Origin of the sequence: Burkholderia stagnalis (assembly GCF_039848545.1) — a bacterium.
In the GTDB taxonomy this organism is placed as follows: Bacteria; Pseudomonadota; Gammaproteobacteria; order Burkholderiales; family Burkholderiaceae; genus Burkholderia; species Burkholderia stagnalis.
The window spans coordinates 2,304,139-2,327,551 of sequence record NZ_CP156686.1; the positions used below are offsets into that span (position 1 = coordinate 2,304,139).

The 23,413-nt window shown below is 70.4% G+C and carries 19 protein-coding genes and 4 pseudogenes; 13 read left to right on the forward strand and 10 right to left on the reverse strand.

The annotated features are described in order from the left end of the window. The first annotated feature begins 132 nt into the window (after positions 1–132). The 4 genes from ABFO07_RS26950 (at position 133) to ABFO07_RS26965 (ending at position 5,169) form a co-directional block, all read left to right on the forward strand. Entirely contained in the window at positions 133–1,848 is a 1,716-nt protein-coding gene (locus tag ABFO07_RS26950) for a GMC family oxidoreductase (RefSeq protein WP_124491513.1), read from the forward strand. After that, complete coding sequence (locus ABFO07_RS26955; protein WP_347468895.1) at positions 1,835–4,291, forward strand: alpha/beta hydrolase fold domain-containing protein; 2,457 nt, start codon at positions 1,835–1,837, stop codon at positions 4,289–4,291. Before ABFO07_RS26950 ends, ABFO07_RS26955 begins: the two co-directional genes overlap by 14 nt. A gap of 219 nt (positions 4,292–4,510) precedes the next feature. Further along, complete coding sequence (locus ABFO07_RS26960; protein ID WP_347468896.1) at positions 4,511–4,843, forward strand: type II toxin-antitoxin system RelE/ParE family toxin; 333 nt, start codon at positions 4,511–4,513, stop codon at positions 4,841–4,843. Further along, the gene (locus tag ABFO07_RS26965; protein ID WP_060018719.1) at positions 4,840–5,169 is read left to right on the forward strand and encodes an addiction module antidote protein; all 330 of its coding nucleotides are present in this window, start codon (positions 4,840–4,842) and stop codon (positions 5,167–5,169) included. Before ABFO07_RS26960 ends, ABFO07_RS26965 begins: the two co-directional genes overlap by 4 nt. Before the next feature lie 13 nt (positions 5,170–5,182). Here ABFO07_RS26965 and ABFO07_RS26970 read toward each other — a convergent pair whose 3' ends face one another. Further along, positions 5,183–7,198, reverse strand: coding sequence for an LssY C-terminal domain-containing protein (locus ABFO07_RS26970; RefSeq protein WP_059907134.1), 2,016 nt, complete (start codon positions 7,196–7,198; stop codon positions 5,183–5,185). Between the two features lie 502 nt (positions 7,199–7,700). Here ABFO07_RS26970 and ABFO07_RS26975 point away from each other — a divergent pair. Together ABFO07_RS26975 and ABFO07_RS26980 are read left to right on the forward strand one after the other, a co-directional pair. Then, positions 7,701–8,348 (forward strand): response regulator, encoded by a 648-nt coding sequence (locus ABFO07_RS26975; RefSeq protein WP_059564101.1) that lies wholly within the window; start codon positions 7,701–7,703, stop codon positions 8,346–8,348. Then, positions 8,345–10,168 carry an MASE4 domain-containing protein gene (locus ABFO07_RS26980; protein WP_430733062.1) on the forward strand — a complete coding sequence of 608 codons (1,824 nt, stop codon included), beginning with the start codon at positions 8,345–8,347 and terminating at the stop codon, positions 10,166–10,168. The genes ABFO07_RS26975 and ABFO07_RS26980 overlap by 4 nt, the downstream gene beginning before the upstream one ends. A 94-nt stretch (positions 10,169–10,262) precedes the next feature. On the opposite strand, the gene ABFO07_RS26985 is transcribed toward ABFO07_RS26980, so the two are convergent. From ABFO07_RS26985 to ABFO07_RS27000, 4 genes are all read right to left on the reverse strand, one after another. Beyond that, on the reverse strand, positions 10,263–10,562 hold the full coding sequence (locus ABFO07_RS26985) for a type II toxin-antitoxin system RelE/ParE family toxin (RefSeq protein WP_347468899.1): 300 nt from the start codon (positions 10,560–10,562) through the stop codon (positions 10,263–10,265). Continuing rightward, complete coding sequence (locus ABFO07_RS26990) at positions 10,559–10,834, reverse strand: YlcI/YnfO family protein (RefSeq protein WP_059803650.1); 276 nt, start codon at positions 10,832–10,834, stop codon at positions 10,559–10,561. The genes ABFO07_RS26985 and ABFO07_RS26990 overlap by 4 nt, the downstream gene beginning before the upstream one ends. A gap of 148 nt (positions 10,835–10,982) precedes the next feature. Continuing rightward, positions 10,983–12,293: an MFS transporter gene (locus tag ABFO07_RS26995; RefSeq protein ID WP_059803567.1), complete on the reverse strand. Its 1,311-nt coding sequence runs from the start codon at positions 12,291–12,293 to the stop codon at positions 10,983–10,985. Positions 12,294–12,338: 45 nt separating this feature from the next. Then, on the reverse strand, positions 12,339–13,355 hold the full coding sequence (locus tag ABFO07_RS27000; RefSeq protein ID WP_059564104.1) for an ABC transporter substrate-binding protein: 1,017 nt from the start codon (positions 13,353–13,355) through the stop codon (positions 12,339–12,341). A 173-nt stretch (positions 13,356–13,528) separates the two neighbouring features. Between ABFO07_RS27000 and ABFO07_RS27005 the strand changes: the two genes are divergently transcribed. Both ABFO07_RS27005 and ABFO07_RS27010 read left to right on the forward strand, forming a co-directional pair. After that, complete coding sequence (locus ABFO07_RS27005; protein WP_059564105.1) at positions 13,529–14,194, forward strand: response regulator transcription factor; 666 nt, start codon at positions 13,529–13,531, stop codon at positions 14,192–14,194. Then, complete coding sequence (locus tag ABFO07_RS27010) at positions 14,181–15,593, forward strand: sensor histidine kinase (protein WP_347468901.1); 1,413 nt, start codon at positions 14,181–14,183, stop codon at positions 15,591–15,593. The genes ABFO07_RS27005 and ABFO07_RS27010 overlap by 14 nt, the downstream gene beginning before the upstream one ends. 24 nt (positions 15,594–15,617) lie before the next feature. Here ABFO07_RS27010 and ABFO07_RS27015 read toward each other — a convergent pair. The 3 genes and pseudogenes from ABFO07_RS27015 to ABFO07_RS27025 form a co-directional block, all read right to left on the reverse strand. Next, positions 15,618–15,770 (reverse strand): annotated as a pseudogene (locus ABFO07_RS27015) (ABC transporter ATP-binding protein); the annotation flags it as partial. Positions 15,771–15,834: 64 nt separating this feature from the next. Further along, a complete protein-coding gene (locus ABFO07_RS27020; protein WP_059886392.1) occupies positions 15,835–16,968 on the reverse strand; it encodes an RNA-guided endonuclease InsQ/TnpB family protein in 1,134 nt (377 codons plus the stop codon). 118 nt (positions 16,969–17,086) lie between these two features. After that, a pseudogene (locus ABFO07_RS27025) lies at positions 17,087–17,176 on the reverse strand (ABC transporter ATP-binding protein); the annotation flags it as partial. A gap of 53 nt (positions 17,177–17,229) precedes the next feature. Between ABFO07_RS27025 and ABFO07_RS34805 the strand changes: the two are divergent. Beyond that, positions 17,230–17,310, forward strand: a pseudogene (locus ABFO07_RS34805) (peroxidase-related enzyme); the annotation flags it as partial. 15 nt (positions 17,311–17,325) lie between these two features. Here ABFO07_RS34805 and ABFO07_RS27030 read toward each other — a convergent pair. Then, positions 17,326–17,757 (reverse strand): Lrp/AsnC family transcriptional regulator, encoded by a 432-nt coding sequence (locus ABFO07_RS27030; protein ID WP_059564107.1) that lies wholly within the window; start codon positions 17,755–17,757, stop codon positions 17,326–17,328. Positions 17,758–17,977: 220 nt separating this feature from the next. On the opposite strand from ABFO07_RS27030, the gene ABFO07_RS27035 reads away from it, so the two are divergent. The 4 genes and pseudogenes from ABFO07_RS27035 to ABFO07_RS27045 form a co-directional block, all read left to right on the forward strand. Continuing rightward, positions 17,978–19,057 carry an ornithine cyclodeaminase gene (locus ABFO07_RS27035; protein ID WP_060272247.1) on the forward strand — a complete coding sequence of 360 codons (1,080 nt, stop codon included), beginning with the start codon at positions 17,978–17,980 and terminating at the stop codon, positions 19,055–19,057. A gap of 56 nt (positions 19,058–19,113) precedes the next feature. Then, positions 19,114–20,064 carry a citrulline utilization hydrolase CtlX gene (ctlX, locus tag ABFO07_RS27040; protein ID WP_059886390.1) on the forward strand — a complete coding sequence of 317 codons (951 nt, stop codon included), beginning with the start codon at positions 19,114–19,116 and terminating at the stop codon, positions 20,062–20,064. 43 nt (positions 20,065–20,107) lie between these two features. Beyond that, the gene (locus ABFO07_RS34810; protein WP_430733063.1) at positions 20,108–20,281 is read left to right on the forward strand and encodes a hypothetical protein; all 174 of its coding nucleotides are present in this window, start codon (positions 20,108–20,110) and stop codon (positions 20,279–20,281) included. Next, positions 20,278–20,631, forward strand: a pseudogene (locus ABFO07_RS27045) (ABC transporter substrate-binding protein); the annotation flags it as partial. The gene ABFO07_RS34810 and the pseudogene ABFO07_RS27045, both read left to right, overlap by 4 nt. Before the next feature lie 40 nt (positions 20,632–20,671). On the opposite strand, the gene ABFO07_RS27050 reads toward ABFO07_RS27045, so the two are convergent. Next, on the reverse strand, positions 20,672–23,410 hold the full coding sequence (locus ABFO07_RS27050) for an Hsp70 family protein (RefSeq protein WP_347468903.1): 2,739 nt from the start codon (positions 23,408–23,410) through the stop codon (positions 20,672–20,674). Positions 23,411–23,413: the final 3 nt, after the last annotated feature.

Here is a 23,413-nt window from a genome sequence, read left to right on the forward strand (position 1 = left end):
ATCCAGTCGTCGCCGAACGACTCCCATGACCGCCCTAGGAGACACCATGCATTCGAACCCGCCTGCCGCCGTCGCCGCACGCCGCGCACCGTCGCGCGCCGCCTGACCCGCCGACTTTCCGGAAACGATTCCATGACCAGAACATTCGACTACATCGTCGTCGGTGGCGGATCGGGCGGCTGCGTCGTCGCAGGGCGGCTGACCGAGCGCCCGGACGTCACCGTCTGCGTGCTCGAGGCCGGCAACCGCGGCGACGGCACGCTCGTCAACGTGCCGACCGGCGCCGTCGCGATGATGCCTACCCGCATCAACAACTGGGCGTTCGAGACCGTGCCGCAGCCGGGGCTCGGCGGGCGCCGCGGCTACCAGCCGCGCGGCAAGGCGCTCGGCGGCTCGTCCGCGATCAACGCGATGGTCTATATCCGCGGCCACCGCAGCGACTACGACCACTGGGCCGCGCTCGGCAACGACGGCTGGGCCTTCGACGACGTGCTGCCGTATTTCCGGCTCAGCGAGCACAACGAGCGCTTCGACGACGCGTGGCACGGCCGCGATGGCCCGCTGTGGGTCAGCGACCTGCGCACCGGCAACCCGTTCCATGCGCGCTACCTCGAAGCGGCCCGCCAGGCGGGCCTGCCGCTGACCGACGATTTCAACGGCGCGCAGCAGGAAGGCATCGGCCTCTACCAGGTCACGCAGAAGCACGGCGAGCGCTGGAGCGCCGCGCGCGCGTACCTGCTGCCGCACGTCGGCCGCCGCGACAACCTCACGGTCGAGACGCACGCGCAGGTGCTGCGAATCCTGTTCGACGGCACGCGCGCGATCGGCGTCGAGGTGCGGCAGCACGGCGAAGTCCGCACGCTGCGTGCGCGGCGCGAAGTCGTGCTGGCCGCGGGCGCGTTCCAGACGCCGCAACTGCTGATGCTGTCCGGCGTCGGCCCGGCCGCCGAGCTCGCGCGCGTCGGCATCCGCACGCTCGCCGACCTGCCCGGCGTCGGCCGCAACCTGCAGGACCATCCGGATTTCATCTTCGGCTATCGCACGCGCAGCGTCGACACGCTGGGCGTGTCGGCGGGCGGCGGCCTGCGCATGCTGCGCGAGCTGCTGCGCTTTCGCCGCGAGCGGCGCGGCATGCTGACGTCGAACTTCGCGGAAGGCGGCGGCTTCCTGAAGACGCGCGCCGAACTCGACGCGCCGGACATCCAGCTGCATTTCGTCGTCGCGCTCGTCGACGACCATGCGCGCCGCCTCCACACCGGCCACGGGATGTCGTGCCACGTGTGCCTGCTGCGCCCGCGCAGCCGCGGCGCGGTCACGCTGCAGAGCGCCGATCCGCTGGCGGCGCCGCGCATCGATCCGGCGTTCTTCGACGATCCGCGCGACCTCGACGACATGGTCGCGGGCTTCAAGCTCACACGCCGGCTGATGCAGGCGCCCGCGCTCGCCGGCTGGATCACGCGCGACCTGTTCACCGCGAACGTGACGACCGACGACGAGATTCGCGACGTGCTGCGGCAACGCACCGACACCGTGTACCACCCGGTCGGCACGTGCCGGATGGGACGCGACGCGCTCGCGGTCGTCGATCCGCAGCTGCGCGTGCGCGGGCTGCAGGGGCTGCGCATCGTCGATGCGTCGGTGATGCCGACGCTGATCGGCGGCAACACCAACGCGCCGACGATCATGATCGCCGAGAAGGCGGTCGACCTGATGCGCGGCGCGAGCCGCGTGTCGATCCAGCCGCGTGCCGAGGCGAACGCCGACGCGCAAACCGAGGCTGCGCCCACCTCCGACGCCGCCCCTACCCGCCCCGCCCAACCCGAGGACATCCGCCATGCACTCGCCTGAGTCCACCGCACCCGACGCCGCCGCAGCCGCCGCGCCGCTGGCCGCCATCATCATCGGCGCGGGCTTCGCCGGCATCGGCATGGCCATCGCGCTGCAACGCGAAGGCATGCATGACTTCGTGATCCTCGAGCGCGCGCACGACGTCGGCGGCGTGTGGCGCGACAACAGCTACCCGGGCGCCGCGTGCGACGTGCCCTCGCACCTGTACTCGTTCTCGTTCGAGCCGAACCCGCGCTGGTCGCGCACGTTCGCGCCGCAAGCGGAAATCCACGCGTACCTGCAGCACTGCGCGCGCAAGTACGGGCTCGCGCGGCACCTGCGCTTCGGCGCGGAAGTCGCGCATGCGCGCTACGACGAGCCGCATGCGCTGTGGCGCGTGACGCTCGCGGACGGCACCGAGCTGAGCGCCGCACTGCTCGTCAGCGGCACGGGGCAGTTGAGCCGCCCCGCACTGCCGACGCTGCCGGGCATGGAAACGTTCCGCGGCCACGCGTTCCACTCCGCGCACTGGGACCACGCGTATCCGCTCGCCGGCAAGCGCGTCGCGGTGGTCGGCACCGGCGCATCGGCGATCCAGTTCGTGCCGGCCATCGCGGGGGCCGTGAAGTCGCTGACGGTGTTCCAGCGCTCGCCCGCCTACCTGATGCCGCGCCCGGACCGCCCGTACCGGCGATGGGAACAGGCGCTGTTCCGGCGGCTGCCGTGGGCGATGAAGCTGCACCGCGCGGCGATCTACCTGCGCTACGAATCGCGCGCGATCGCGTTCACGCGGCTGAACGGCCTGATGGACGTCGCGGTCGGCCGGCCGTTTCGCAAGCTGCTGGCGCGGCAAGTGCCCGACGCGGCGCTGCGCGAACGCCTGACGCCCGACTACCCGATCGGCTGCAAGCGCATCCTGCTGTCGAGCGACTACCTGGCGGCGATCGCCCGGCCCAATGTCGAGCTGGTGACGCAAGGCATCCGCCGCGTGACCGAACACGGGATCGAGACCGCCGACGGCACGCATCATCCGGTCGATGCGATCGTCTACGGCACCGGCTTCGCGGCCACCGAGTTCCTGTCGCCGATGCGCATCACCGGCCGCGGCGGGCTCGACCTGAACGATGCGTGGCGGCGCGGCGCGCAGGCGTATCTCGGGATGACGGTGCCGGGTTTCCCGAACTTCTTCATGCTGTACGGCCCGAACACCAACCTCGGCCACAACTCGATCGTCTACATGCTCGAAAGCCAGATCGCGCACGTGATGCGCTGCGTGCGCGCGATGCGGCAGGCGGGCGCGAGCGCGATCGACGTCGACGCGGGCCGCTACCGGCGCTACAACTTGCACGTCCAGCAGCGCCTCGCGGGCTCGGTGTGGAGCGGCTGCAAGAGCTGGTATGTCGACGCGTCCGGCCACAACAGCACCAACTGGCCGGGCTTCACGCTGACGTACCGGTGGCTCGCGCGCCGCTCCGGCCTCGCCGCATACCGCTTCTCGAGCGTGCTGCCGGGCGCGGCGGGGCGCGCGGGCAGCGTCGCCGTCGCCGCGCCGAAGGGCGCGCTGGAAGCGCTCAACGCGGGGCTCCTGCGCGGCTTCCTGCGAGTCGGCTTCCGGGCGCTGATCGGGCCGCCGTTCGGCATCGGCGTGCAGCGGCGCGTCGTCGGGCTGCTGGCGCCGCTGATGCCCGGCGTCGGCGGGATGATCCGCTATCGCACGCAGGCGGGCGGCGTGCCGGCCGAGGTCGTCGCGCCGAAACGCGGCGACAGCGGCGGCGCGATCCTCTATCTGCACGGCGGCGCGTTCTGCGTCGGCGGGCCCGGCACGCACCGCAGCGTGACGACGCGGCTCGCCGACGAATCGGGCCTGGCGGTCTGGGCGCCCGACTACCGGCTCGCGCCCGAGCATCCGCACCCGGCCGCGCTCGACGATGCGCTGGCCGCGTATGCCGCGCTGCGCGCGCAGGGGCATGCGCCGTCGCGCATCGTCGTCGCCGGCGATTCGGCGGGCGGCGCGCTCGCCCTGGCGCTCGCGATCGCGTTGCGCGAGCGCGGCGAGCCCGCGCCGGCCGGGCTGCTGCTGATCTCGCCCGTCACCGACGCGGCGCTCGGCGGCGAGACGCTCGCGACGCGGCGCGGCGACGACCCGATGATCCGGCGCGGCTGGCTCGAACAGGGGCTGCGCTGGTATCACGGCGCCGGCGCGGCCACGGCGCTCGGCCCGCTCGACACCGACCTGCGCGGCCTGCCGCCGATGCTGATCCAGGCCGGCGACCAGGAAGTGCTGCTGTCGGATTCGGTGCGGCTCGCGAATCACGCGCTCGCGTGCGGCGTGCCGTGCCGGCTCGAGGTGCACGAAGCGCGCTGGCACGTGTTCCATCTGCAGTCGTTCTATCTGCGCTCGGCGCGGGAGGCGCTGCGCACGCTCGCGGGGTTCGCGCGGGAACGGGTGGCGGCGACGGCGTGATTGGTGCGCGGTAACGTTGGCCGTCCGGCCAATAGCAGGCAGTTCGTAACGAATGAAAGAATCGACTTCGTCCGGTTAGCGGGTTTCATCGTCCGAAGCCCGCAACGAAAGGCGCTGCCAGCCGCCCGGCTGCAGCGCCTTTTGCTTTGCATGCGTGCCGCCCCCGGCACGTTTCGAGGTCGGCTCCTTTCATTCTCGTTTTGTAGCTTATAAGTTACAATGCTGCCTGTCATCGAACTGCTTCGCCATCGATGCGACGACGGTCGCGAACCCTTTACCGAATGGCTGCTCGCCGTGCGCGACAAGGTCGCGCAGGCACGGATCCGCGTTCGCCTGCGCCAGGTGCAGATGGGCCATTTCGGCGACTGCAAGCCGGTTGGCGGCGGCGTGATCGAACTGCGCATTCACGTCGGCGCCGGCTACCGCGTGTACTGCGGGCGGCACGGCAAGGCGGTGGTCCTGCTGCTGACCGGCGGCGACAAAGGCAGCCAGGCGGCCGACATCGGGCACGCGAAGGCAATCTGGACGGAATGGAAACGGAGGCAAGCTTGAGCCCACTCAAAGGCGCGGTGTCGCACCACGACGCCGAACTCGCGGAGCTGCGCGCCGATCGCGAACTGGCGGTCGAATACCTGAAGGCGGCGATGGCGTCGCTCGACGATCCCGACGATCGCGCGGCCGGCCTGCTCGCGCTGCGCACCGTCGCCGAAGCCTACGGCGGCCTCGGCGCGGTCGCGGCGCAAGCCGGCATCAGCCGCGAGGCGCTCTACCGCGCGCTGTCGCCCAACGGCAACCCGACACTGAAAACCCTGATCGCGGTGCTCAAGACCGTCGGCCTGCGCCTGACCGTCGAGCCGGAAGCCAGCCCCCGCGCGTGAGCGCCGTGCGCGTTCACCGCGCCGCCATCCACACCAGCAGCACGTCGGCCGGCGCCGACGGCGTGCCCGCCGGCGGATGCACGACGGTCGCGTCGATCGCGAGCGCCTGCGCGATGTCCGGCGCGCGCTCGATCGTCGCGGTGCGCACGATCGTCATCAGCCCGGCCGGGCGGTGCAGCGTCTCGCGATACAGCGCGCCGTACCACAGCGCCCGCGTGCCCTGCGCGTCCTGCAGCACATACGGATAGCGCCACAAGCGCAGCACGAGCCGGCTGTCCGGCTGGCCGGGATCGGCGCGCACGAACACGCGCCGCGTGCCCACGCCCTGCGAATAGCGCGGCAGCACCGGCAGCCCGTCGGCCGGCGCCTGCGGCACCAGCCAGCGCAGCGCGGTCTGCAGCGACCACGGCGTCGCGCGCTGCCAGCCCGCGTGCGAGAGATGCCGGGCGAGCACGTCGGCGGCGACGCACCACTGCAGCGGCAGGAATTCCTCGCGATCGCCGCTGATCTCGGTGCGCCGCGTCGGCACGCGCTGCCAGCCGCCGCGCATCCACTGGTCGACCGTCATCGCGACCACGCGGCTGTGCGCGCGCGGGTCCCGGTCGGCCTGCCACGCGGCCGGCACCGTCCAGACGCCCGCCGTCGCCAGCACCACGACGACCGCGACGAGCGCGCCCCGCGGCTGCACTTCGTCGCGCACGTGCCCGTACGCATACGCGCCGGCCAGCAGCGCGAACCACGCGAGCCCGAGGCTCCAGCCGCCGAGCAGCCCCGACAGCCACGTGTCGCCCAGGTACAGCCGCGCGAAGCCGCCGAGCACGATCCACAGCACGATCGCGGTCACGACGCCGGTGCGCCACAGCGCGCCACGGCCGCGCGTCAGCACCCAGCCCATGAAGCTGCTCGCGAGGATGCCGAACGCCGCGTCGGCGTCGGGCAGCGGCACGTGCGGGCTGCCGGGCGCGAGGTTCGCGGGCGTCGCGCCGTTCGTGCCGGCGCCGAACGCCGGCACCATCACGACGGCGACGCCGACCGTCGCGATCCACCACACGGCCGTCATCCAGCAGCGGTGGATCACCAGCCACACGAGGAACGCGGCCGCGACGATCAGGCCGACGTCGCGGCCGTTGAGCACCGCGACCGCGCGCATCGCGGCGTCGACGGGCGGCGTGCGCAGGTTCAGCAGCGATCCGTACAGCGTGGTATCGACGCCCATCAGCGGATCGTTCGCGACGACGTCCTGCACGATCCCCGCGAACAACCAGACGCTGCCGACGAACAGCAGCGCGAGCACCGGAATCGCGCCGGGCAACCGGCGCACGCGCGCGACGAGCCCGCGAAGCCGGGCGACCAGCCACGGCCGGCGATGCGCGAGCGCGTGCCACGCGGCCAATGCGGCGCGGTGCAGCAGCGGCACGCCGCGCTGCAGCGCGACGCGCACGCCGAACCACACGGCCGCGACCAGCGCCGCGACCACCAGCAGGATCGCGGCGACCCGCGTGCTGACCGCTTCGGCAAGCGCGGCCGACGCGCCGAACGCGATGCCCGGCGCGACGTGCACCGGCGCCCATACGAGCGCCGAGCCGACGTTCACCGGATAGAACGTCCGGCGCGGCAGCGACGCGCAGCCGACCACCACCGGCACGACCGCGCGCACCGGCGCGAGAAAGCGCGCGAGCACGATGCTCTTCATCCCGTGGCGCAGCACGAACTGCTCGCCGCGCTCGTACGCCGCGGCGTGGCCGAGCCGCGCCCACCAGTTGCGGACCGCGCTGCGATAGCGGCGGCCGAGCTCGTAGCTGATGCCGTCGCCCACCACCGCGCCGGCCACCGCGACGCCGATCGTCGCCCAGCCGTCGAGCGCGCCCGCGCCGATCAGCGCGCCGGCCGCGAACATCACCGCGCCGGCCGGCACGACCGTGCCGACCAGCGCGATCGCCTCCGCGCACGCGGTCGCGAACACGATGACGAGCACGAGCGCCGGATGCGCGCCGACGGCGGCAAGCCACGCATGGATCGTTTCGCTCATCGGGTGTCCTGTGGAACGGCGGCCCCGCATCGCCACGCGACCGCGGCGAGCAGCGCGGCCGGCAGGATGGCGGCGAGATCGATCATCGATGGCTCTCCTCGCAGGGTGGGGCCGGCGTCGAACTCAGTGTAGTCCCGAACCGGGGCGCGCCGCCGGCGGCCCGTCCTGGCGGGCGGGGCAATTCAGGGCGCGATGCGGAGCGCGATTCAGCGGACGAGCAGCGCCGCTTCGGCGACCGATTCGTGCCAATCATCAGATCATTGAACTGCGGCCGCGCCGCCGATCGCAAGCTCCCCGGATTATTTCGTCCCGTTATCGATTTCACCTGCCGCGTCGCAGAAAATTTCGCCGACGTTTACCGTTTTTCGGTCAGGCGGAATATATTGATCGGATGAACGGCCGGCGCGCCGGCTTCGCGCGGCCCGGCCTTACGGGGGAAACCGTCTCCACGACACCCGCGCCATCGCGCACCGAAGCGTCATCCCGCCAAGAGGACCGCTCCATGATCAAGGTGATTCTGGCCGACGACCACGCAGTCATGCGAGACGGACTGCGTCACATACTCGAGACGGCCGGCGGTTTCGAAATCGTCGGCGAAGCGAGCGACGGGGCGACCACGCTCGCGCTCGCCGAGCGCGGCGCGGCCGACGTGCTGCTGCTCGACCTGTCGATGCCCGCGCCGACCGGCATCGAGCTCATCCGGATGATCAAGACCCACGCGCCCGCGCTGCGCACGCTCGTGCTCACGATGCATACGGAGGAGCAGTACGCGGCGCGCGCGTTCAAGGCCGGCGCGACCGGCTACCTGACGAAGGACAGCGCGACCGCCGAGCTGGTCGCGGCGGTCGGCAAGGTGGCGGCGGGCGGCCTCTACGTCAGCCCGTCGGCGGCGGAAAGCCTCGCGCGCACCCTGCACGCGCCCGCCGAGACGCTACCGCACGAGCGGCTGTCCGCGCGCGAGTTCGACGTGATGCGCCGCATCGTCGCCGGGCAGACCGTCACGGAGATCGCGGGCGCGCTCGCGCTGAGCGCCAAGACCGTCAGCACCTACAAGATGCGCATTCTCGAGAAGATGGACCTGCCGCACGACGCGGCGCTGATCCGCTATGCGGTGCGCCACGGCCTCGGCATCGACCTGGACGACGCATGACGCACGCCGCGACGCCCCAGCACGACTCCACGCGGCCGGACGATCCGCCACCGCAGGTGGACGCCGCCGCCCGCGACGCCGAGACGGACCCGTCGCGGATGTTCATGTCGTCGCTGCCGCCGGGGCCGCGCGAGCGGCGGCTCGCGCTCGCGACGGTCATCGTGTCGGCGGCGATCTTCGTCGCGCTCGTGCCGTTCGCGCCGATTCCGCTCGCGCGGGAGTGGGGGTTCATCCCGGTCTACCAGACGGCGATCCTCGTCAACGACATGGCGACGGCCGGCCTGCTGCTCGGCCAGTTCGCGATCCTGCGCGAGCGGGCGCTGCTGGTGCTCGCGGCCGGCTACCTGTTCACGGGCTTCATGGCCGGCGTGCACATGCTGACCTTCCCCGGCCTGTTCGCGCCCACCGGTTTGCTGCACGCGGGCGAGCAGACCACCGCATGGCTCTACATGTTCTGGCACGGCGGCTTCCCGCTCGTGGTCGCGTGCTATGCGCTGCTGCGCGACGCCCCGCGCACGCCGCCGAAGCCGGCCAGCCATGCGGCGGTGCCGATCGCGGGCTGCGTCGTCGCGACCTTGCTCGCGACCGTCGCGATCGCGGTGTTCACGACGGCGGGCCACGCCTACCTGCCGCGCGTCATGCGCGGCAACTGGATGATCGAGCCGCTGCTGAGCCCCGTCGTCGCCGTCTGGGCGCTGAACGTGGTCGCGCTCGCGTTGATGTGGCGCCGCCGGCGGCGCCACTCGGTGCTCGATCTGTGGGTGATGATCGTGACGGTCGCGTGGCTGTTCGACATCGCGCTGTCGGCGATGCTGAATCATGGGCGCTTCGATCTCGGCTTCTACGCGGGGCGCATCTACGGGTTCGTCGCGTCGAGCGTCGTGCTGTTCGCGCTGCTGTTCGAGAACGGCCGGCTGCATGCGCGCACGGCGCGTGCGCTCGCCGGCGAACGGCACGAGCATCAGCTCGTGCTGCAGAAGACGGCGGAGCTGAACGACGCGAACGAACGGCTCGAGCAGCGCGTCGCCGCGCGCACCGCGCAGCTCAGCGCGTCGAACCGCGACCTGCGGCGCGAGGTCGAGGAACGTGTGCGCGCGGAGCGGGCCTTGCAGGCGTCGCGCGAGGAATTGCGGGAGATTTCGGCGATCAGCGCGAGCGCGCGCGAAGCCGAGCAGCGCCGCATCGCGCGCGAGCTGCACGACGAACTCGCGCAGACGCTCGCGACGCTGAAGAACGATCTCGAATGGCTGATCGATCGCGTGCCGCAGGACGATGCGATGCTCGCCCGCAAGATCGCGGCGATGCACGGGCTCGCGCGCGGCGCGGTGGCCGCGACGCGGCGCATCGCGTCCGACCTGCGGCCGCTGATGCTCGACGATCTCGGCTTCGCGGCGGCGATGCAGTGGCTCGTGCAGGACTTCCGGCAGCGGCACGGCATCGCCTGCACGCTGCGCGTCGACCCGCCCGAGCGGAACCTCGCGGAGCCGTACGCGACGGCCGTGTTCCGCATCGCGCAGGAAGCGCTGGCGAACGTCGCGCGGCATGCGGCGGCCTCGCAGGTCGACGTGGATCTGGCGTGCGGCGGCGGCGACATCGCGCTGACGATCCGCGACGACGGCGCGGGCTTCGATCCCGGCGATCCGCGCAAGCCGACCTCGTTCGGGCTCGTCGGGCTGCGCGAGCGGGCGTATCTGGTGGGGGGGATGTTGACGATCGATACCGCGCCGGGAAAGGGGACGAGGGTGTCGGTGCGGATTCCGCTCGATGGGGCGCAGGTGGCGTTCACGGTCGGTGGGCCCACGACAGGACACGCGGATTAGCGGAGGTGGCGGTAGGCGCGGAACCGAACGCGGCCGCGCGATCAACGGCACGAATGGGATGCATGGCGGCAATCGGCAGCACGACTGCCTTCCGTCAATGGTAGTCGTCTTCCCGTTGATGTCGGACTGCCAGAATGGTCACTTGCTCCGAGTACTCGATCTCGAACAGCATCACGTAGCCCCATGCCCCGAACGAGATGATCAGCTCACGCAAGAAGGGATTCGCGGCATCGGCCTTTCGGCAACTGAACGGAAAATTTCGCAGCACGGAAACACCCTGCCCGATCGCTTCCAACGCCCGTGCCGCGGCTTGCGCATCCGGCTCGAGCAAAAACCTGTACAACCGCATCAGGTCCTCACGCGCCGCGCGCGTGTATCGCACCTGATATCTCAAACTGCTTTCCTCGCCATGCGCGAGGCGTTCAGCATCCCTTCAAGTTCTGCATGCACTTCGTCAGCGTCGAAATACTCGCCGGTGCGACGCGCTTCATCACGAGACGCAAGGCCGCGGGCAATGAACTCCCGCTGGAATCGCCGACGCGCGATGCCGTCGCGCAACGCCGCTTCCATGAACGCCGATAGCGTTTCGTTCTCGTCCAGCACGGATTCGGCCGCGTCGCGCAATTCCGGATCGACGCGCAGGGCCGGCATGGTCGCGGTTTTCATCGCATCCTCCTGCATTACATTTGTAATGCATGGTAGCACATCGGCTGATGGATGCGCAGTCGTCCGATCGGCATACCGTCGTGCCGGTGCCGAATCGTCCGGCGGGCCCTGCAGCCGAGGCGTGCCGACCGACACGCGCCCCGCCCCCTCACACCCCCACCGTCACCATCCCCCGCTCCGACCGCGTCCACGCAACCAGCGCACCGGCCCCAAGCAACGCGAGGCACACGATCGGCACGATCATCGGCCCGAACGCGGTGCCGGTCACCTTCCCCGCGAACGGCATCAGGTTCTGGCTGAAGAAGCCGCCGAGGTTGCCGATCGAGTTGATCGCCGCGACGCTCGCCGCCGCGCGCGCGCCGGTGAAGTAGCGCGGCGGCATCGACCAGAAGCACGGATACAGCAGCGGGATGCACGCGCCGCCGAGCACCAGCGCGACGAAGCGCAGCGGCGTCGACGGCAGCACGAGGCTCAGCAGGAACCCGAGCGCGCCGAGCGCCGCGACGATCGCGATCGTGCGCAGGATGCTCTTCGCGCGGCGCAGCTTCGACGGCAGCCAGACCAGCAGCAGCACGGCCAGCGCCCACGGCAGCATGCTGAGCAGGCCGTTCGTGCTGCTCGACACGCCGAACGACTTCACGAGCGTCGGCAGCCAGTACGTCACGCCATACAGCGACGTCGACATCAGCATGTAGGTCGCCGCGAACAGCATCACGCGCGGATCGAGCAGCGCCTTCCACGGCTGCCCATGTTCCGCGTGCGCGGGCTGCTCGCGTTCGAGCGCGGCCGCCACCACCTGCTTCTCGCGCTCGTCGAGGAAACGCGCGTCGCGATACGATGCCGGCAGCACGCGGAACACGACGATCGCGACCACCACCGCCGGGATGCCCGTCGCCACGAATACCCATTGCCAGCCCGCGAGCCCCCACACGCCGTTCAGGCTCAGCAGCCAGCCGCCGACCAGCGAGCCGAGCATGTTCGCGAGCGCGCTGCCGAGCGTGAAGATGCCGAGCACCTTCGCGCGGTAGCTCTGCGGGAACCACAGCGTCAGGTAGTAGATGACGCCCGGATAAAAACCGGCCTCGGCGATGCCGAGCGCGAAGCGCAGCCCGCAGAACACCGGCATCGACGTCGTGAAGCCCATCAGCACGGTAATCAGGCCCCAGGTCAGCATGATCCGCGCGAGCCACACGCGTGCGCCGTAGCGATGCAGCGCGAGCGTGCTCGGCACCTCGAACAGCAGGTAGCCGATGAAGAACAGCGACGACGCGAGGCCGAACGCGGCCTCCGTCATGCCGAGACTGTGCACCATCTGCAGCTTCGCAAAGCCGACGTTCTGACGGTCGATGAACGCGATCAGGAACATCACGACGAGGATCGGCAACAGGCGCCGCGCCATCTTCGACATGACCTGCCGTTCTTCGGCGGACGCGGGGTCCAGGGTTTCGGTGGCGTTCACAGCATGCTCCTCCTTGATTTCGGTTGTATGCGCTCGGGCGTTCGCCTACGACGGGCGGAATTCGCCGAGCATCGGCGTGAACATCTCGGTCCACGCGCGCGGCTTTGCCTTGATCGTGCCGGCCATGTAGAGAAATTCGACGTAGTCCATCAACTGGTTCGGCTTCACCGAGAAACGCGTCTCGGGCGCGGCGAGCATCTGCATCACGTCGTCGTGCGACACGCCGACGCCCGACGACGCGGCGTAGATCGCGGCCGCCGCGCGCGGGTCCTGCGCGATCGCGCGGTTCGCATCGTCGAGCGCGCCGAGGAACGCGGCCGCGAGCGCGGGCTCGGTGTCGACGAGCCGCTTCGGCGCGAACACGACGTCGAGCGTCAGCGGGCCGAGCACGTCGACCGAACTGACGACGCGATGAATGCCCGGCTGCCGCAGCTCGAGCGTCGAGAACGGCGGCGACGTGAAGTGCGCGGTGACGCCGTGCTCGCGCCGGATCAGCGCCTGCATCGCCTGCGGATGCGGCAGGTTCACGGTGATCGAATCGAGCTGCGCGAAATGCGGCCGGCCGAGCAGCTTGGCCGCGACCATCTGCAGCACGACCGCCGACAGCGACGTGCGGATGCCCGGCACCGCGATCCGGTCGGCCGGCGTGAAATCGCGCAGCGACGTCAGCCCGGGGCGGTTCGCGTTCAGCGACAGCGAGGTGGTCGACAGCCCGCTGATGCCGATCACCTCGACGTTCGGAATGCCGCGCGCCCGCGCCCACAGCTCGATGAAGCCCGGCGCGCCGGCGCCCGCGAAATCGAGCGTGCCGGCCATCATCGCGTCGTTCACCGAATTGCCGCCGTCGAGCAGCACCCAGTCGACGCTGACGTCGCGCACGCCGTGCTTCGCCGCATGCCGTTCGAACAGCCGCTGCTTCTCCATCACGAGCAGCGGCAGGTACAGCACGCCATAGCCTTTCGAGATCCGCACCGTGCGCGGCTTCGACAGTACGAGCGCGGGCGCGAGCGCCGCGCCGAGCCCGGCGGCGACGAATGCGCGACGGCGCAGCGACGGCGTCATGCGGGCGCGCCCGCTTCGGTGATTGCCTGCTGCATGTTGCCGTCTCCTCTGGTATTAATGCCGTCTCTGCCATCCTCGGCTCAAGCACAGGTTATCGAGCGAGTCTGAGAAAATGCTGACATCCCGCCCCCGGGAAAACCCGTAACCCAATCGAACCGAAGCAGGCCAGCACCATGCGCATTCTCGTCGCGGAAGACGACGCGGAAATCGGCGCGGCGATCCGCAGCCGCCTGACGCGGCTCGGCCACGCGGTCGACCTCGAAACGAACGGCGCGACGGCGAACAGCCTGCTCGGCGTCGAGCGCTTCGACCTCGTCGTGCTCGACGTGATGCTGCCCGCGATGGACGGCTTCGCGATCCTGCGCAACCTGCGCGCGTCGGGCAGCACGACGCCGGTGCTGCTCGTCACCGCGCGCTCGGCGATCGACGACCGCGTGAGCGGCCTCGGGCTCGGCGCGGACGACTACCTCGTGAAACCGTTCGACTACCGCGAGCTGGAAGCGCGCGTGCAGGCGCTCCTGCGCCGCAACAGCGGCCACGCGAACGACGTGCTGACCCTCGGCGGCCTGCGCATCGACCGCAGCAGCCGCCTCGCCGAGCTCGACGGCCGGCCGCTGTCGCTGTCGCGCCAGGAATTCGCGCTGCTCGAGATCCTCGCGAGCCGGCCGCAGCGGATCTTCTCGAAGGACGAATTGCTGAACCAGTTGTTCAGCTTCGGCAACGAGCCGAGCGCGAACGCGGTCGAGCAATACGTGACGCGCGTGCGCAGAAAGCTCACGGGCAGCTCGGTCGAGATCCGCACCGCGCGCGGGATGGGGTACCAGATTGCGACGCACTGACTGGTTCCCGAAGACGCTGTTCGGGCGCACGCTGCTGTTCATCGCGCTCGTCGTCGCGTCGGGCGCGCTCGCGCTCGCGGCGATCGCGCGCTACTACGCGGGCGTCGCCGCCGAACGCGCGTACGACCAGCTGCTCGCCGGCGCGGCGATCCAGGTCGCGGAAAACCTCTACGTTCAAGGCGGCGTGCTCGCGCTGAATCCGCCGGTTGCCGCGCTGTCGACGCTGTCGCGCTACGACCTCGTGTACTACAAGGTCGTCGACTCGCGCGGCGTGGTCGTGGCCGGCTACCACGACCTCGCGAGCCCCGCGACGCTCGCCGCCGCGAAGCTCGGCCCCGCGTTCGCGAACGGCACCTACCAGCACGCGCGGATCCGGATGGCGACCATCGCGCGCTACATGCCCGAGGAAAGCACGCCCGGCTGGGCGCTCGTCACCGTCGCGCAGACGACGAACGCGCGGCAGGCGCTGACGAACGACATGAGCTTCAAGGTGTGGACGCTGATCCTGCTGATGAGCGTGCTCGCGATCGGTGCGAGCGGCCTGGCGATCCGGCGCGGCCTGCGGCCGCTCGCGCAGATCGAGACCATCATCGCCGCGCGCGACCCCGCCGACCTGCGCCCGGTGGCCGTCGACACGCCGAGCGAGATCGACGCGATCATCGGCGCGATCAACGGGCTGATGCGCCGCCTCGCGGAGCGGATCACCGCGATGCAGCGCTTCATCGCCGACGCCGCGCACCAGATGCGCACGCCGCTCGCGCGCCTCGACGCGCAGATCGAGCTGCTCGACAGCGAAGCCGACCCCGCGCGCCATGCCGCGCGGCTCGACGCGCTGCGCGCGACCTGCGCGGACGTCGGCCGGCTCACCGGTCAACTGCTGAACCACGCGATGGTGATCCACCGCATCGAGGCCGTGCCGCTGCAGCCGGTCGAACTGGTCGGGATTGCCAAGGAAGTGCTCGGGCGCACGATTCCGCTCGCCGACGCGCGCGACGTGGCGGTCGCGTTCGACAGCGACACGCCGCACGCGTGGATCGACGGCGACGCGATCAGCCTGCAGGAAGCGCTGTCGAACGTGCTGCACAACGCGCTGCTGCACGGCCACGCGGACGACATCGTCGTGTCGGTGGCCAGCACGAGCGAGTCGGTGACGCTGAGCGTCGCCGACAACGGCCGCGGGATTCCGCGCGAACAGTGGGACGCCGCGCTGCAGCCGTTCGTGCGGCTCGAACCCGACGGCGCCGGGCGGCGCACGGGGTCGGGCCTCGGGCTCGCGATCGTGCAGGAAGTGATGAAGGCGCACGGTGGGCGGGTCGGCTTCGCGTTCCCGCCGCAGGGCGGGTTCGCGGTCGTGCTGACGTTTCCGCGCGCGCGGGGCGCGGGCGACGTGAAGGCCTGAAGACGTGAAGGCGTAAGCGCCCCGCTACACCGCCACCGCTTCCCCGCCGAGATACGCATCGCGCACCCGCTCGTCGCCGAGCAGCGACTTCGCCGCGCCTTCCAGCACGACGCGCCCCGTCTGCAGCACATAGCCGTAATGCGCGATCTCGAGCGCGAGGCTCGCGTTCTGCTCGACCTTGACTGCTCTCCTCCCGAAAGGAAGGCGATTCCCGCTTCACTGAATGCGACCCGACATCGCCTCAAAGAGACATGGGACTTACGCTTTCTCCATGGGCTGACACCGCCAGTCCGGCGGCCAAAACGTTGCGCGCGGCGTTGATGTCGCGGTCGTGCGTTATTCCGCATCCCGGACAGTCCCAGGCGCGCACTTTCAACGGCAGGCGGGCTACGGTGTGCCCGCAATCGGCGCATCGCTTGCTGGAGGGATACCAGCGATCGATCCCGATCAACGTGCGGCCGTACCACTTGGCCTTGTACGTCAGTTGCCGCACGAATTCCGACCAGCCCGCATCGCCGATCGATTTCGCGAGCCCTCGATTCTTCAGCATGTGGCGGACGGCAAGACTTTCGATCGCGATCACTTGGTTTTCGTTGATCAACCGTGTCGAAAGCTTGTGCAGGAAATCCCTGCGCGAATCTGCCGTCCTGGCATGCATCCGTGCGACTTTGAGTCTCGCCTTCCTGCGATTGGCCGAACCCTTTTGCTTCCTTGCCAGCCGTCGTTGCAACTTGGCGAGCCTGGCTTCGTTCTTGCGAAACGCATTCGGCGCCGCGATCTTCTCGCCCGTCGAAAGAACGACAAAATCTGTCAACCCGAAGTCGATGCCGACCTTGCCGGTTGCTGCGGATTTTGCAGAAACCACGTCGTCGCAAAGCAGCGATACGTGGTATCGGCCTGCGGTGTCCTTCGACACCGTGACAGTGGTCAGCTTCGCCCCCGACGGAATCCTGCGCGACCAGCGGATCGCAAGCGGCGCATTCATCTTCGCCAGCTTCAGCGACGTGCCATCCCATCTGAACGCGCTCGCCGTGTACTCGGCCGATTGCGCACCGTCCTTGCGCCGGAAGTTCGGGTACTGGGCGCGCTTGGCGAAGAAGTTCGCAAACGCCGTCTGCAAGTGGCGCAACGCCTGCTGGAGCGGCACGGAGCTGACTTCGTTCAGCCAACCGTGTTCGGGCGTTTTCTTCAGCGCGGTGAGCGCGGCGGAGGTTTCGTGATAGCCGACACGTGCCTGGCGCTGCTGCCACGCATCGGTGCGCATCTGCAGCATGCGGTTATACACAAAGCGCGCACACCCGAACGTCCGGGCAAGCATCGTTGCTTGCTCGGGCGTCGGGTAGAACCGGAATCGGTAGGCGCGCTTGATATCCATGCCTCACACCATGTCATAGGCTCGCGTGTGCTTCAAGTTTGGGAGAATCGGCCACTCGGCCGCACTCGTTTCACTCCTCGCTCTAAACGACGGGGTTTCTCGGAGCAAATCGGATGACGATCGTCACGCCCTGCCGGTTGATCGCATCGATCAGTTCGAGCATCTTGTCGACATAGAGCGGCGACAGGCCCATCGTCGGCTCGTCCAGCAGATCCCGACGCCGATGGCCGAGATACGCGTCGAAGGAGGTCGCATGACGACCCGTACGCGAACACGTCGGACTGTTACCTGCTGCTGATGCACCTGCCGGAAATCCTGCGTCAGCGCTCGGACGTGTTCAGCCGTCCGGCGCTCGCATCACGCCTTATGCGCCGACAACAAAATACTCGTCTCCGTATTCGCGATCCCGTCGATCAACCGGATCGCCCCCAGCACACGATCGAAGTTCTCGAGCGAATCCGCATTCAGCTCCGCGACCAGATCCCAGCGCCCGTTCGTACTATGAATCGTCGCGACGTTCGGATGCCCGCGCAGCACCTTGACCACCTCCGCCGCGCGGTTGCCCTCCACCGCGATCGACATCAGCGCGCGAATCCGGTGCCGTTCGGCGGCCGGCTTCAGCCGCACCGTATAGCCGACGATCACCCCGTGCTTCTCCAGCCGCGTCAGCCGGTTCTGCACGGTCGCGCGCGCGACGCGCAGCTGCTTCGCGAGCGCGACCACCGACAGCCGCGCGTTGTCGCGCAGCAGCGCAATGAGCTGACGGTCGACGTCGTCGAGCGTAATCATCGAATGTCCCTCTCCTGTGAAATGCCCTCGCCGCGCAAGCCGGCCGCGCGCCGCCGCGCTTGACCCGCGGGATTCGATCACATTGCCACATGCGGCTGGCATTTTGCAAAGTTTGGTGATGAATCCGCCAGTTTTGCTGTCTTTTTGTTGGCCGGCGCCCCGGAAATAATGTCTCCATCGAGCGGCCCGTTACGCCGCATCCATCACCGGAGACACCCTCATGACCCGCTTCCTGGACGTTCCCGCCACCGCCCGGCTGATCGCGCAAACCGGCGTCACGCGCTTCCTGAACGAACTCGTCGATACGCTGCATGCCGACTACCTTCGCTGGGCCGATTTCGACAAGTCGCCGCGCGTCGCGTGCCACTCGCGCGACGGCGTGATCGAGCTGATGCCGGTCGCGAACGCGTCGCTGTTCGCGTTCAAGTACGTGAACGGCCACCCCGTCAACGCGGCGCGCGGCATGCACACGGTGATGGCGTTCGGCGCGCTCGCGGAAGTCGACACGGGCTACCCGCTGCTGCTCGCCGAGCTCACGCTGACCACCGCGCTGCGCACCGCCGCGACGTCGGTGCTCGCCGCCAAGGCGCTCGCGCGCGCCGACGCGCGCACGATGGCGCTGATCGGCAACGGCGCGCAGAGCGAATTCCAGGCGATCGCGTTCCACGCGCTGCTCGGCATCGACGAGATCCGCCTGTTCGACGTCGATCCGCTCGCCACCGACAAGCTCGTGCGCAACCTCGCCGCGTATCCGGCGCTGCGCGTGGTGCGCGCCGCCTCGACCGCCGACGCGGTGCGCGGCGCGGACATCGTGACGACCGTCACCGCCGACAAGGCCTACGCGACGATCATCACGCCGGACATGATCGAGCCGGGCATGCACCTGAACGCGGTCGGCGGCGATTGCCCCGGCAAGACCGAGCTGCATGCGGACGTACTGCGCGTGGCGCGCGTGTTCGTCGAATACGAGCCGCAGTCGCGCATCGAGGGCGACATCCAGCAGCTGCCGGCCGATTTTCCCGTGATCGAACTGTGGCGCGTGCTGCAGCAGGAAGCGGCCGGCCGCGAAAGCGCCGGGCAGGTCACCGTGTTCGACTCGGTCGGCTTCGCGCTCGAGGATTACTCGGCGCTGCGCTACCTGTATTCGCTTGCGCAGCAGCACCACGCGGGCGTCGAGATCGCGCTGATCCCGCCGGCCGTCGACCCGAAGAACCTGTTCGCGCTGATCGACGATCCGTCCGCGCTCGCGCACGGTCAGGCCGCCTTCGTCGCCGACGCCGTCGCCGCGCTCGCGCGCTGACCCGAGCCGGTGCGGCCCGCGCGCTGCACCGCCCTTTTCCCTGCGCTCTGCTTGCGATGAACCTCGTATCGATTCAGGCACCGGCCGCCGTCGTGATGATCCGGCCGCACCATTTCCTGCCGAACCCGCAAACCGCGGCCGACAACGCCTTCCAGCGCACGGGCGCCGCGCTCGGCGAGCACGACGGCGCGCCCGCGCGCGTGTCCGCCGCCGCGCGCGACGAAGTCACCGCCGCCGCGCAGCGGCTCACCGACGCCGGCGTGCGCGTGCACGTGTTCGACGACCACGGTGAACGCGACACGCCCGACTCCGTGTTCCCGAACAACTGGTTCTCGACGCACCCGGGCGGGCACGTCGCGCTGTATCCGATGACGAGCCCGAACCGCCGCCGCGAGCGGCGCGCGGACGTGATCGAGATGCTGAAGGCCGAATACCGGGTGCAGGACGTGATCGACTACTCGGGCCTCGAATACGACGACGTGTTCCTCGAAGGCACCGGCGCGATGGTGCTCGACCACGTCGCGCGCGTCGCCTATGCCGCGCGTTCGCGGCGCGCGGACCCGGTCGCGCTCGAACGCTTCTGCACGCACTTCAACTTCGAGCCGATCTGCTTCGACACCGCCGACGCGCACGGCCGCCCGATCTATCACACCAACGTGATGATGAGCGTCGCGACCGGGTTCGCGCTGGTCGGGCTCGACCTAATCAGCGATCCGGGCCGGCGCGACGACGTGCGGCGCCGTCTGTCGGAAACCGGCCGCACGGTGATCGCGCTCGAGCCGTCGCAGATCGGGGATTTCGCGGGCAACGCGCTGGAGCTGTCCGGGCGCGATGGACGCGTGCTCGCGCTGTCGCGGCGCGCGGCCGACTGCCTGACGCTGCGCCAGCGCAAGCTGATCGAGCGCTCGGCGCGGTTGCTGCCGCTCGACGTGCCGACGATCGAGCTGGCCGGCGGCTCGGTGCGCTGCATGCTGGCCGGCATCCACCTCGCGCGCCGGCACGGCTGACGCTGCGCCGCCCCTTCTCTCTAAAAAACGATTGAAGATACCGATGCGTCACACGATTCGCCCCCGCTCGCCCCTGGCCGCGCTCGGCCTGGCCTGCGCCGCCACGCTCATGCCCGCCGCGCACGCGGCCGATCCACTCGTCAGGATCGGGCTGGCCGCGCCGCTGACCGGCGGCGTCGCGCACCTCGGCAAGGACGACGAGAACGGCGCGCGCTGAAGACGCGGCGCGTCGCGATCGTCGACGATTCGACTGCGTACGGCCAGTGGCTCGCGAGCCGGTTCGAGCGGCAGGCGAAGGCGCTCGGCATGACGGTGGTGTCGCGCGACGCGGGCACCGACAAGACGATCGACTTCCGCGCGATCCTCACGAAGATCAAGGGGCAGCGGCCTGACGTGATCGTGTACGGCGGGATGGACGCGACGGGCGGGCTGTTCGCGCGGCAGGCCGCGCAGCTCGCGATCGGCGCGAAGCTCCTCGCGGGCGACGGCGTGTGCACGCCGGAGATCGCCGATCTCGCGGGCCCCGCCGAGAAGAGCATCGTGTGCTCGGTCGCGGGCATGCCGCTGCTCGACGTCGTGAAGATGTGACGCGGCCGCCGGTGCGCGCTCAGCCGGCGATCAGCTTCAACCCGGCCGGCAGCGATTCGCCGAACACGCGCACCGTGTCGTCGACGTCGAGCGCCACCACCTCGCGCACCCGGTCGAGCCACGCCGCCGGCGCGTTCGCGGCCGCGAGCCGGCGGATCACCGCGTCGCGCAGGTCGGGCGGCAGGTCGCGCGAGCGGTCGCCCGTCATGCGCGCGATCTGGGCCGCCGCGAACGCGGCCGGCTCCACCTGCTTCCAGTCGAGCGCGAACAGCGCGTCGAGCAGCCGCGCGGCGACGTCGGCCGGCACCACGCCGTGCGCGCTGCCGTAGAACGGCTGGCGCGCGCCGATGCGGCCGATCGCCCACGCGCCCAGCGCGCTGTCGGCCGGCTTCTGCAGCAGCGCGACGAGCCGCTCCGCGAGTTCGATCTTGCGCTCGACCGGCAACCGTTCGAGCGACGCCGACAGCCGCGTCATGTCGGCCGGGCCGACCTTGGCCGGATCGAACGGCAGCTTGCGCCGCTTGCCGTCGGTGGGTTCGAGGAACGCGATCGCGTCGCGCACCTGCGCCTGCGCATCGTCGTCGAGCCCGCCCGCCGCGCGCCGCCACAGCGTCCACCATTCGGACCACACCTGGCCGTCGTTCACGTACTGGATGCCGTCGTCGAACAGCGGCCACAGCTGCTCGATGCGCCACGCGTCGAGCGGATGCCCGAAACCCGGGCGCACGCAGTAGCCGGCAAGGTTCAGCCACGCGCGTTCGTGGTCGGCCGAACGCCGCCGCCGCCGTGCGCGCGCGAGCAACGCGTCGAACAGCTCGCGCGCGAGCGCCACGTCCCATTCGTCGCGCGGGCCGAGCAGCTGTTCGAGCTGCGCGCGCAGCCGGCGCGTGTCCTTCGGCGTGACGTCCGCCGAGCGGCCGCCGAACGAGCGGTCGATCAGCTCGATCGCCTGGTCGAGTTGCGGATGCCGCGCGGGCGTATCCGCGTCGCCTTGCGTCGCCGCGTCGCCGCGCAGCTGGAATTCGAGGCGCCAGCGCCGCGCCGCGTCATCCGTCGCGATGCAGTGCATTTCGAGCGTGCCGACCTCGGTCAGCGACGCCGTGAGCTTCACGGGCGTCTCGCGTGCGTCGCGCGCATCCTGCCGCCCGACCACGGTCGCGATCGGCGGCAGCCGCACGAAATCGCCGTCGCCGAGCGTCACCAGATCGCCCGGCCGGTACGCGGTGTCGGCCACCGTCGACACGAGGTGGAAGCGCACCGGCTGCCCGAGCCGCAGCGCGAACGTGCGGCCCTCCAGCCGGATCTCGTGGCCCTCTTCGGTACCGCGCGGCAGCAGGCACACGCCGCGCGGTTCGGCGTCGCCGTCGTCGAGCACCAGGAAGTAGCTGCGCGCCGAGCCGCCGCCGATGCGCGGCGCATGCCCCGCGCGCGCGAGGCCGTACGCCACCGCGCCGCGCGCGACCGCGATGTCCGGATGCGCGTTGTGCAGCACGTTGAGCGGCTGGCCGCGCCATCCGCCGAGCGTCTGCGCCAGGCGGCCGGCGAGCGCGCCCGCGCGGAACACGCCGCCGTTGAGCAGCAGCGTGTCGGGCAGCGGCCCGTCCGCATGGCGGGCGAGGAACGCGGCGACGTGCCGCGTGACGGCCGCATCGCTCGCATACGGCAGGCCGAATTCGACGATCGCGCTGCGCGCGCGGCGCGGCAGTTCGTCGGCCGCGACCTGCGGGAAGAAACCGTCGACGACGATCTGCTCGACTTCCTGCCGCGTCAGCTCCGCCGAGCGCGCGCCGCCGATCAGGCGGCTGCCCGCGCCGAGCAGCGTGACCGTGACCGAGTCGGGCGCGTCGGCGCCGAGCAGGCGCTCCTTCGCGGCGCGGCAGCGCTCGACGAGCTGCGACAGGCTCGCGGCCGACAGCCGCGCGCCGGGCTCGGTCAGGCGCGGCTCGACGAGCCGCGCGAGCGCGAGATCCATGTTGTCGCCGCCGAGCATCAGGTGATTGCCGACGCCGATCCGCGTGAGCGCGGGCTCGCCGTCGTCGCCGAGCGCGACGTCGACGAGCGTGAGGTCGGTCGTGCCGCCGCCGACGTCGCAGATCAGCACGCGCCGCGCACCGGCGAGCGTGTCGCGCAGCGACGCGCGGTGGCGGTACAGCCAGTCGTAGAACGCGGCCTGCGGTTCTTCGAGCAGCCGCAGCGCGGGCAGCCGCGCGAGGCGCGCGGCTTCGACCGTCAAGGCGCGCGCGCCGTCGTCGAACGACGCGGGCACGGTGAGGATCACGTCCTGCTCGGCAAGCGGCGCGTCGGGGAAATGCGCGTCCCACGCGTCGCGCACGTGCGCGAGGTAGCTCGCGCTCGCATCGACCGGCGACACCTTGTCGACGCCGTCGGCCGCACCCCACGGCAGGATCGGCGCGAGCCGGTCGACCGACGCGTGCGACAGCCAGCTCTTCGCGCTCGCGACGAGCCGGCCCGGCACCTGCGCGCCGAGCGCGCGCGCATAGCGGCCGATCACGGCGGGCAGCGGGCTGCCTTCACCGGCTGCTTCACTCGCCTGCCACGGCAGCCGCAACGCCTCCGCCGGCAACTCGCCGGGCGCCGGGTGATAGCGCACCGACGGCAGCAGCGGCTGCGCGCCGACCTCGCCGGGGCCGACGAGCTGCTCGACGTCGAACACGCGGATCGCATCCGATCCCGCTTCGACGTACGCGACGACCGTGTTGCTGGTGCCGAGGTCGATGCCGACCGTATAACGCTTCATCGC

What these genes read in the sequence shown, in the direction of transcription:
- ABFO07_RS26960 (WP_347468896.1), top strand. Translation starts at nt 4,511, where the DNA reads ATGCTGCCTGTCATCGAACTGCTTCGCCATCGATGCGACGACGGTCGC.
- ABFO07_RS26990 (WP_059803650.1), bottom strand. Translation starts at nt 10,834, where the DNA reads ATGAAAACCGCGACCATGCCGGCCCTGCGCGTCGATCCGGAATTGCGC.
- ABFO07_RS27005 (WP_059564105.1), top strand. Translation starts at nt 13,529, where the DNA reads ATGCGCATTCTCGTCGCGGAAGACGACGCGGAAATCGGCGCGGCGATC.
- ABFO07_RS27050 (WP_347468903.1), bottom strand. Translation starts at nt 23,410, where the DNA reads ATGAAGCGTTATACGGTCGGCATCGACCTCGGCACCAGCAACACGGTC.
- ABFO07_RS26970 (WP_059907134.1), bottom strand. Translation starts at nt 7,198, where the DNA reads ATGAGCGAAACGATCCATGCGTGGCTTGCCGCCGTCGGCGCGCATCCG.
- ABFO07_RS27020 (WP_059886392.1), bottom strand. Translation starts at nt 16,968, where the DNA reads ATGGATATCAAGCGCGCCTACCGATTCCGGTTCTACCCGACGCCCGAG.
- ABFO07_RS34810 (WP_430733063.1), top strand. Translation starts at nt 20,108, where the DNA reads ATGCGTCACACGATTCGCCCCCGCTCGCCCCTGGCCGCGCTCGGCCTG.
- ABFO07_RS27035 (WP_060272247.1), top strand. Translation starts at nt 17,978, where the DNA reads ATGACCCGCTTCCTGGACGTTCCCGCCACCGCCCGGCTGATCGCGCAA.
- ABFO07_RS27030 (WP_059564107.1), bottom strand. Translation starts at nt 17,757, where the DNA reads ATGATTACGCTCGACGACGTCGACCGTCAGCTCATTGCGCTGCTGCGC.
- ABFO07_RS26980 (WP_430733062.1), top strand. Translation starts at nt 8,345, where the DNA reads ATGACGCACGCCGCGACGCCCCAGCACGACTCCACGCGGCCGGACGAT.
- ABFO07_RS26955 (WP_347468895.1), top strand. Translation starts at nt 1,835, where the DNA reads ATGCACTCGCCTGAGTCCACCGCACCCGACGCCGCCGCAGCCGCCGCG.
- ABFO07_RS26975 (WP_059564101.1), top strand. Translation starts at nt 7,701, where the DNA reads ATGATCAAGGTGATTCTGGCCGACGACCACGCAGTCATGCGAGACGGA.
- ABFO07_RS27000 (WP_059564104.1), bottom strand. Translation starts at nt 13,355, where the DNA reads ATGACGCCGTCGCTGCGCCGTCGCGCATTCGTCGCCGCCGGGCTCGGC.
- ABFO07_RS26950 (WP_124491513.1), top strand. Translation starts at nt 133, where the DNA reads ATGACCAGAACATTCGACTACATCGTCGTCGGTGGCGGATCGGGCGGC.
- ctlX (WP_059886390.1), top strand. Translation starts at nt 19,114, where the DNA reads ATGAACCTCGTATCGATTCAGGCACCGGCCGCCGTCGTGATGATCCGG.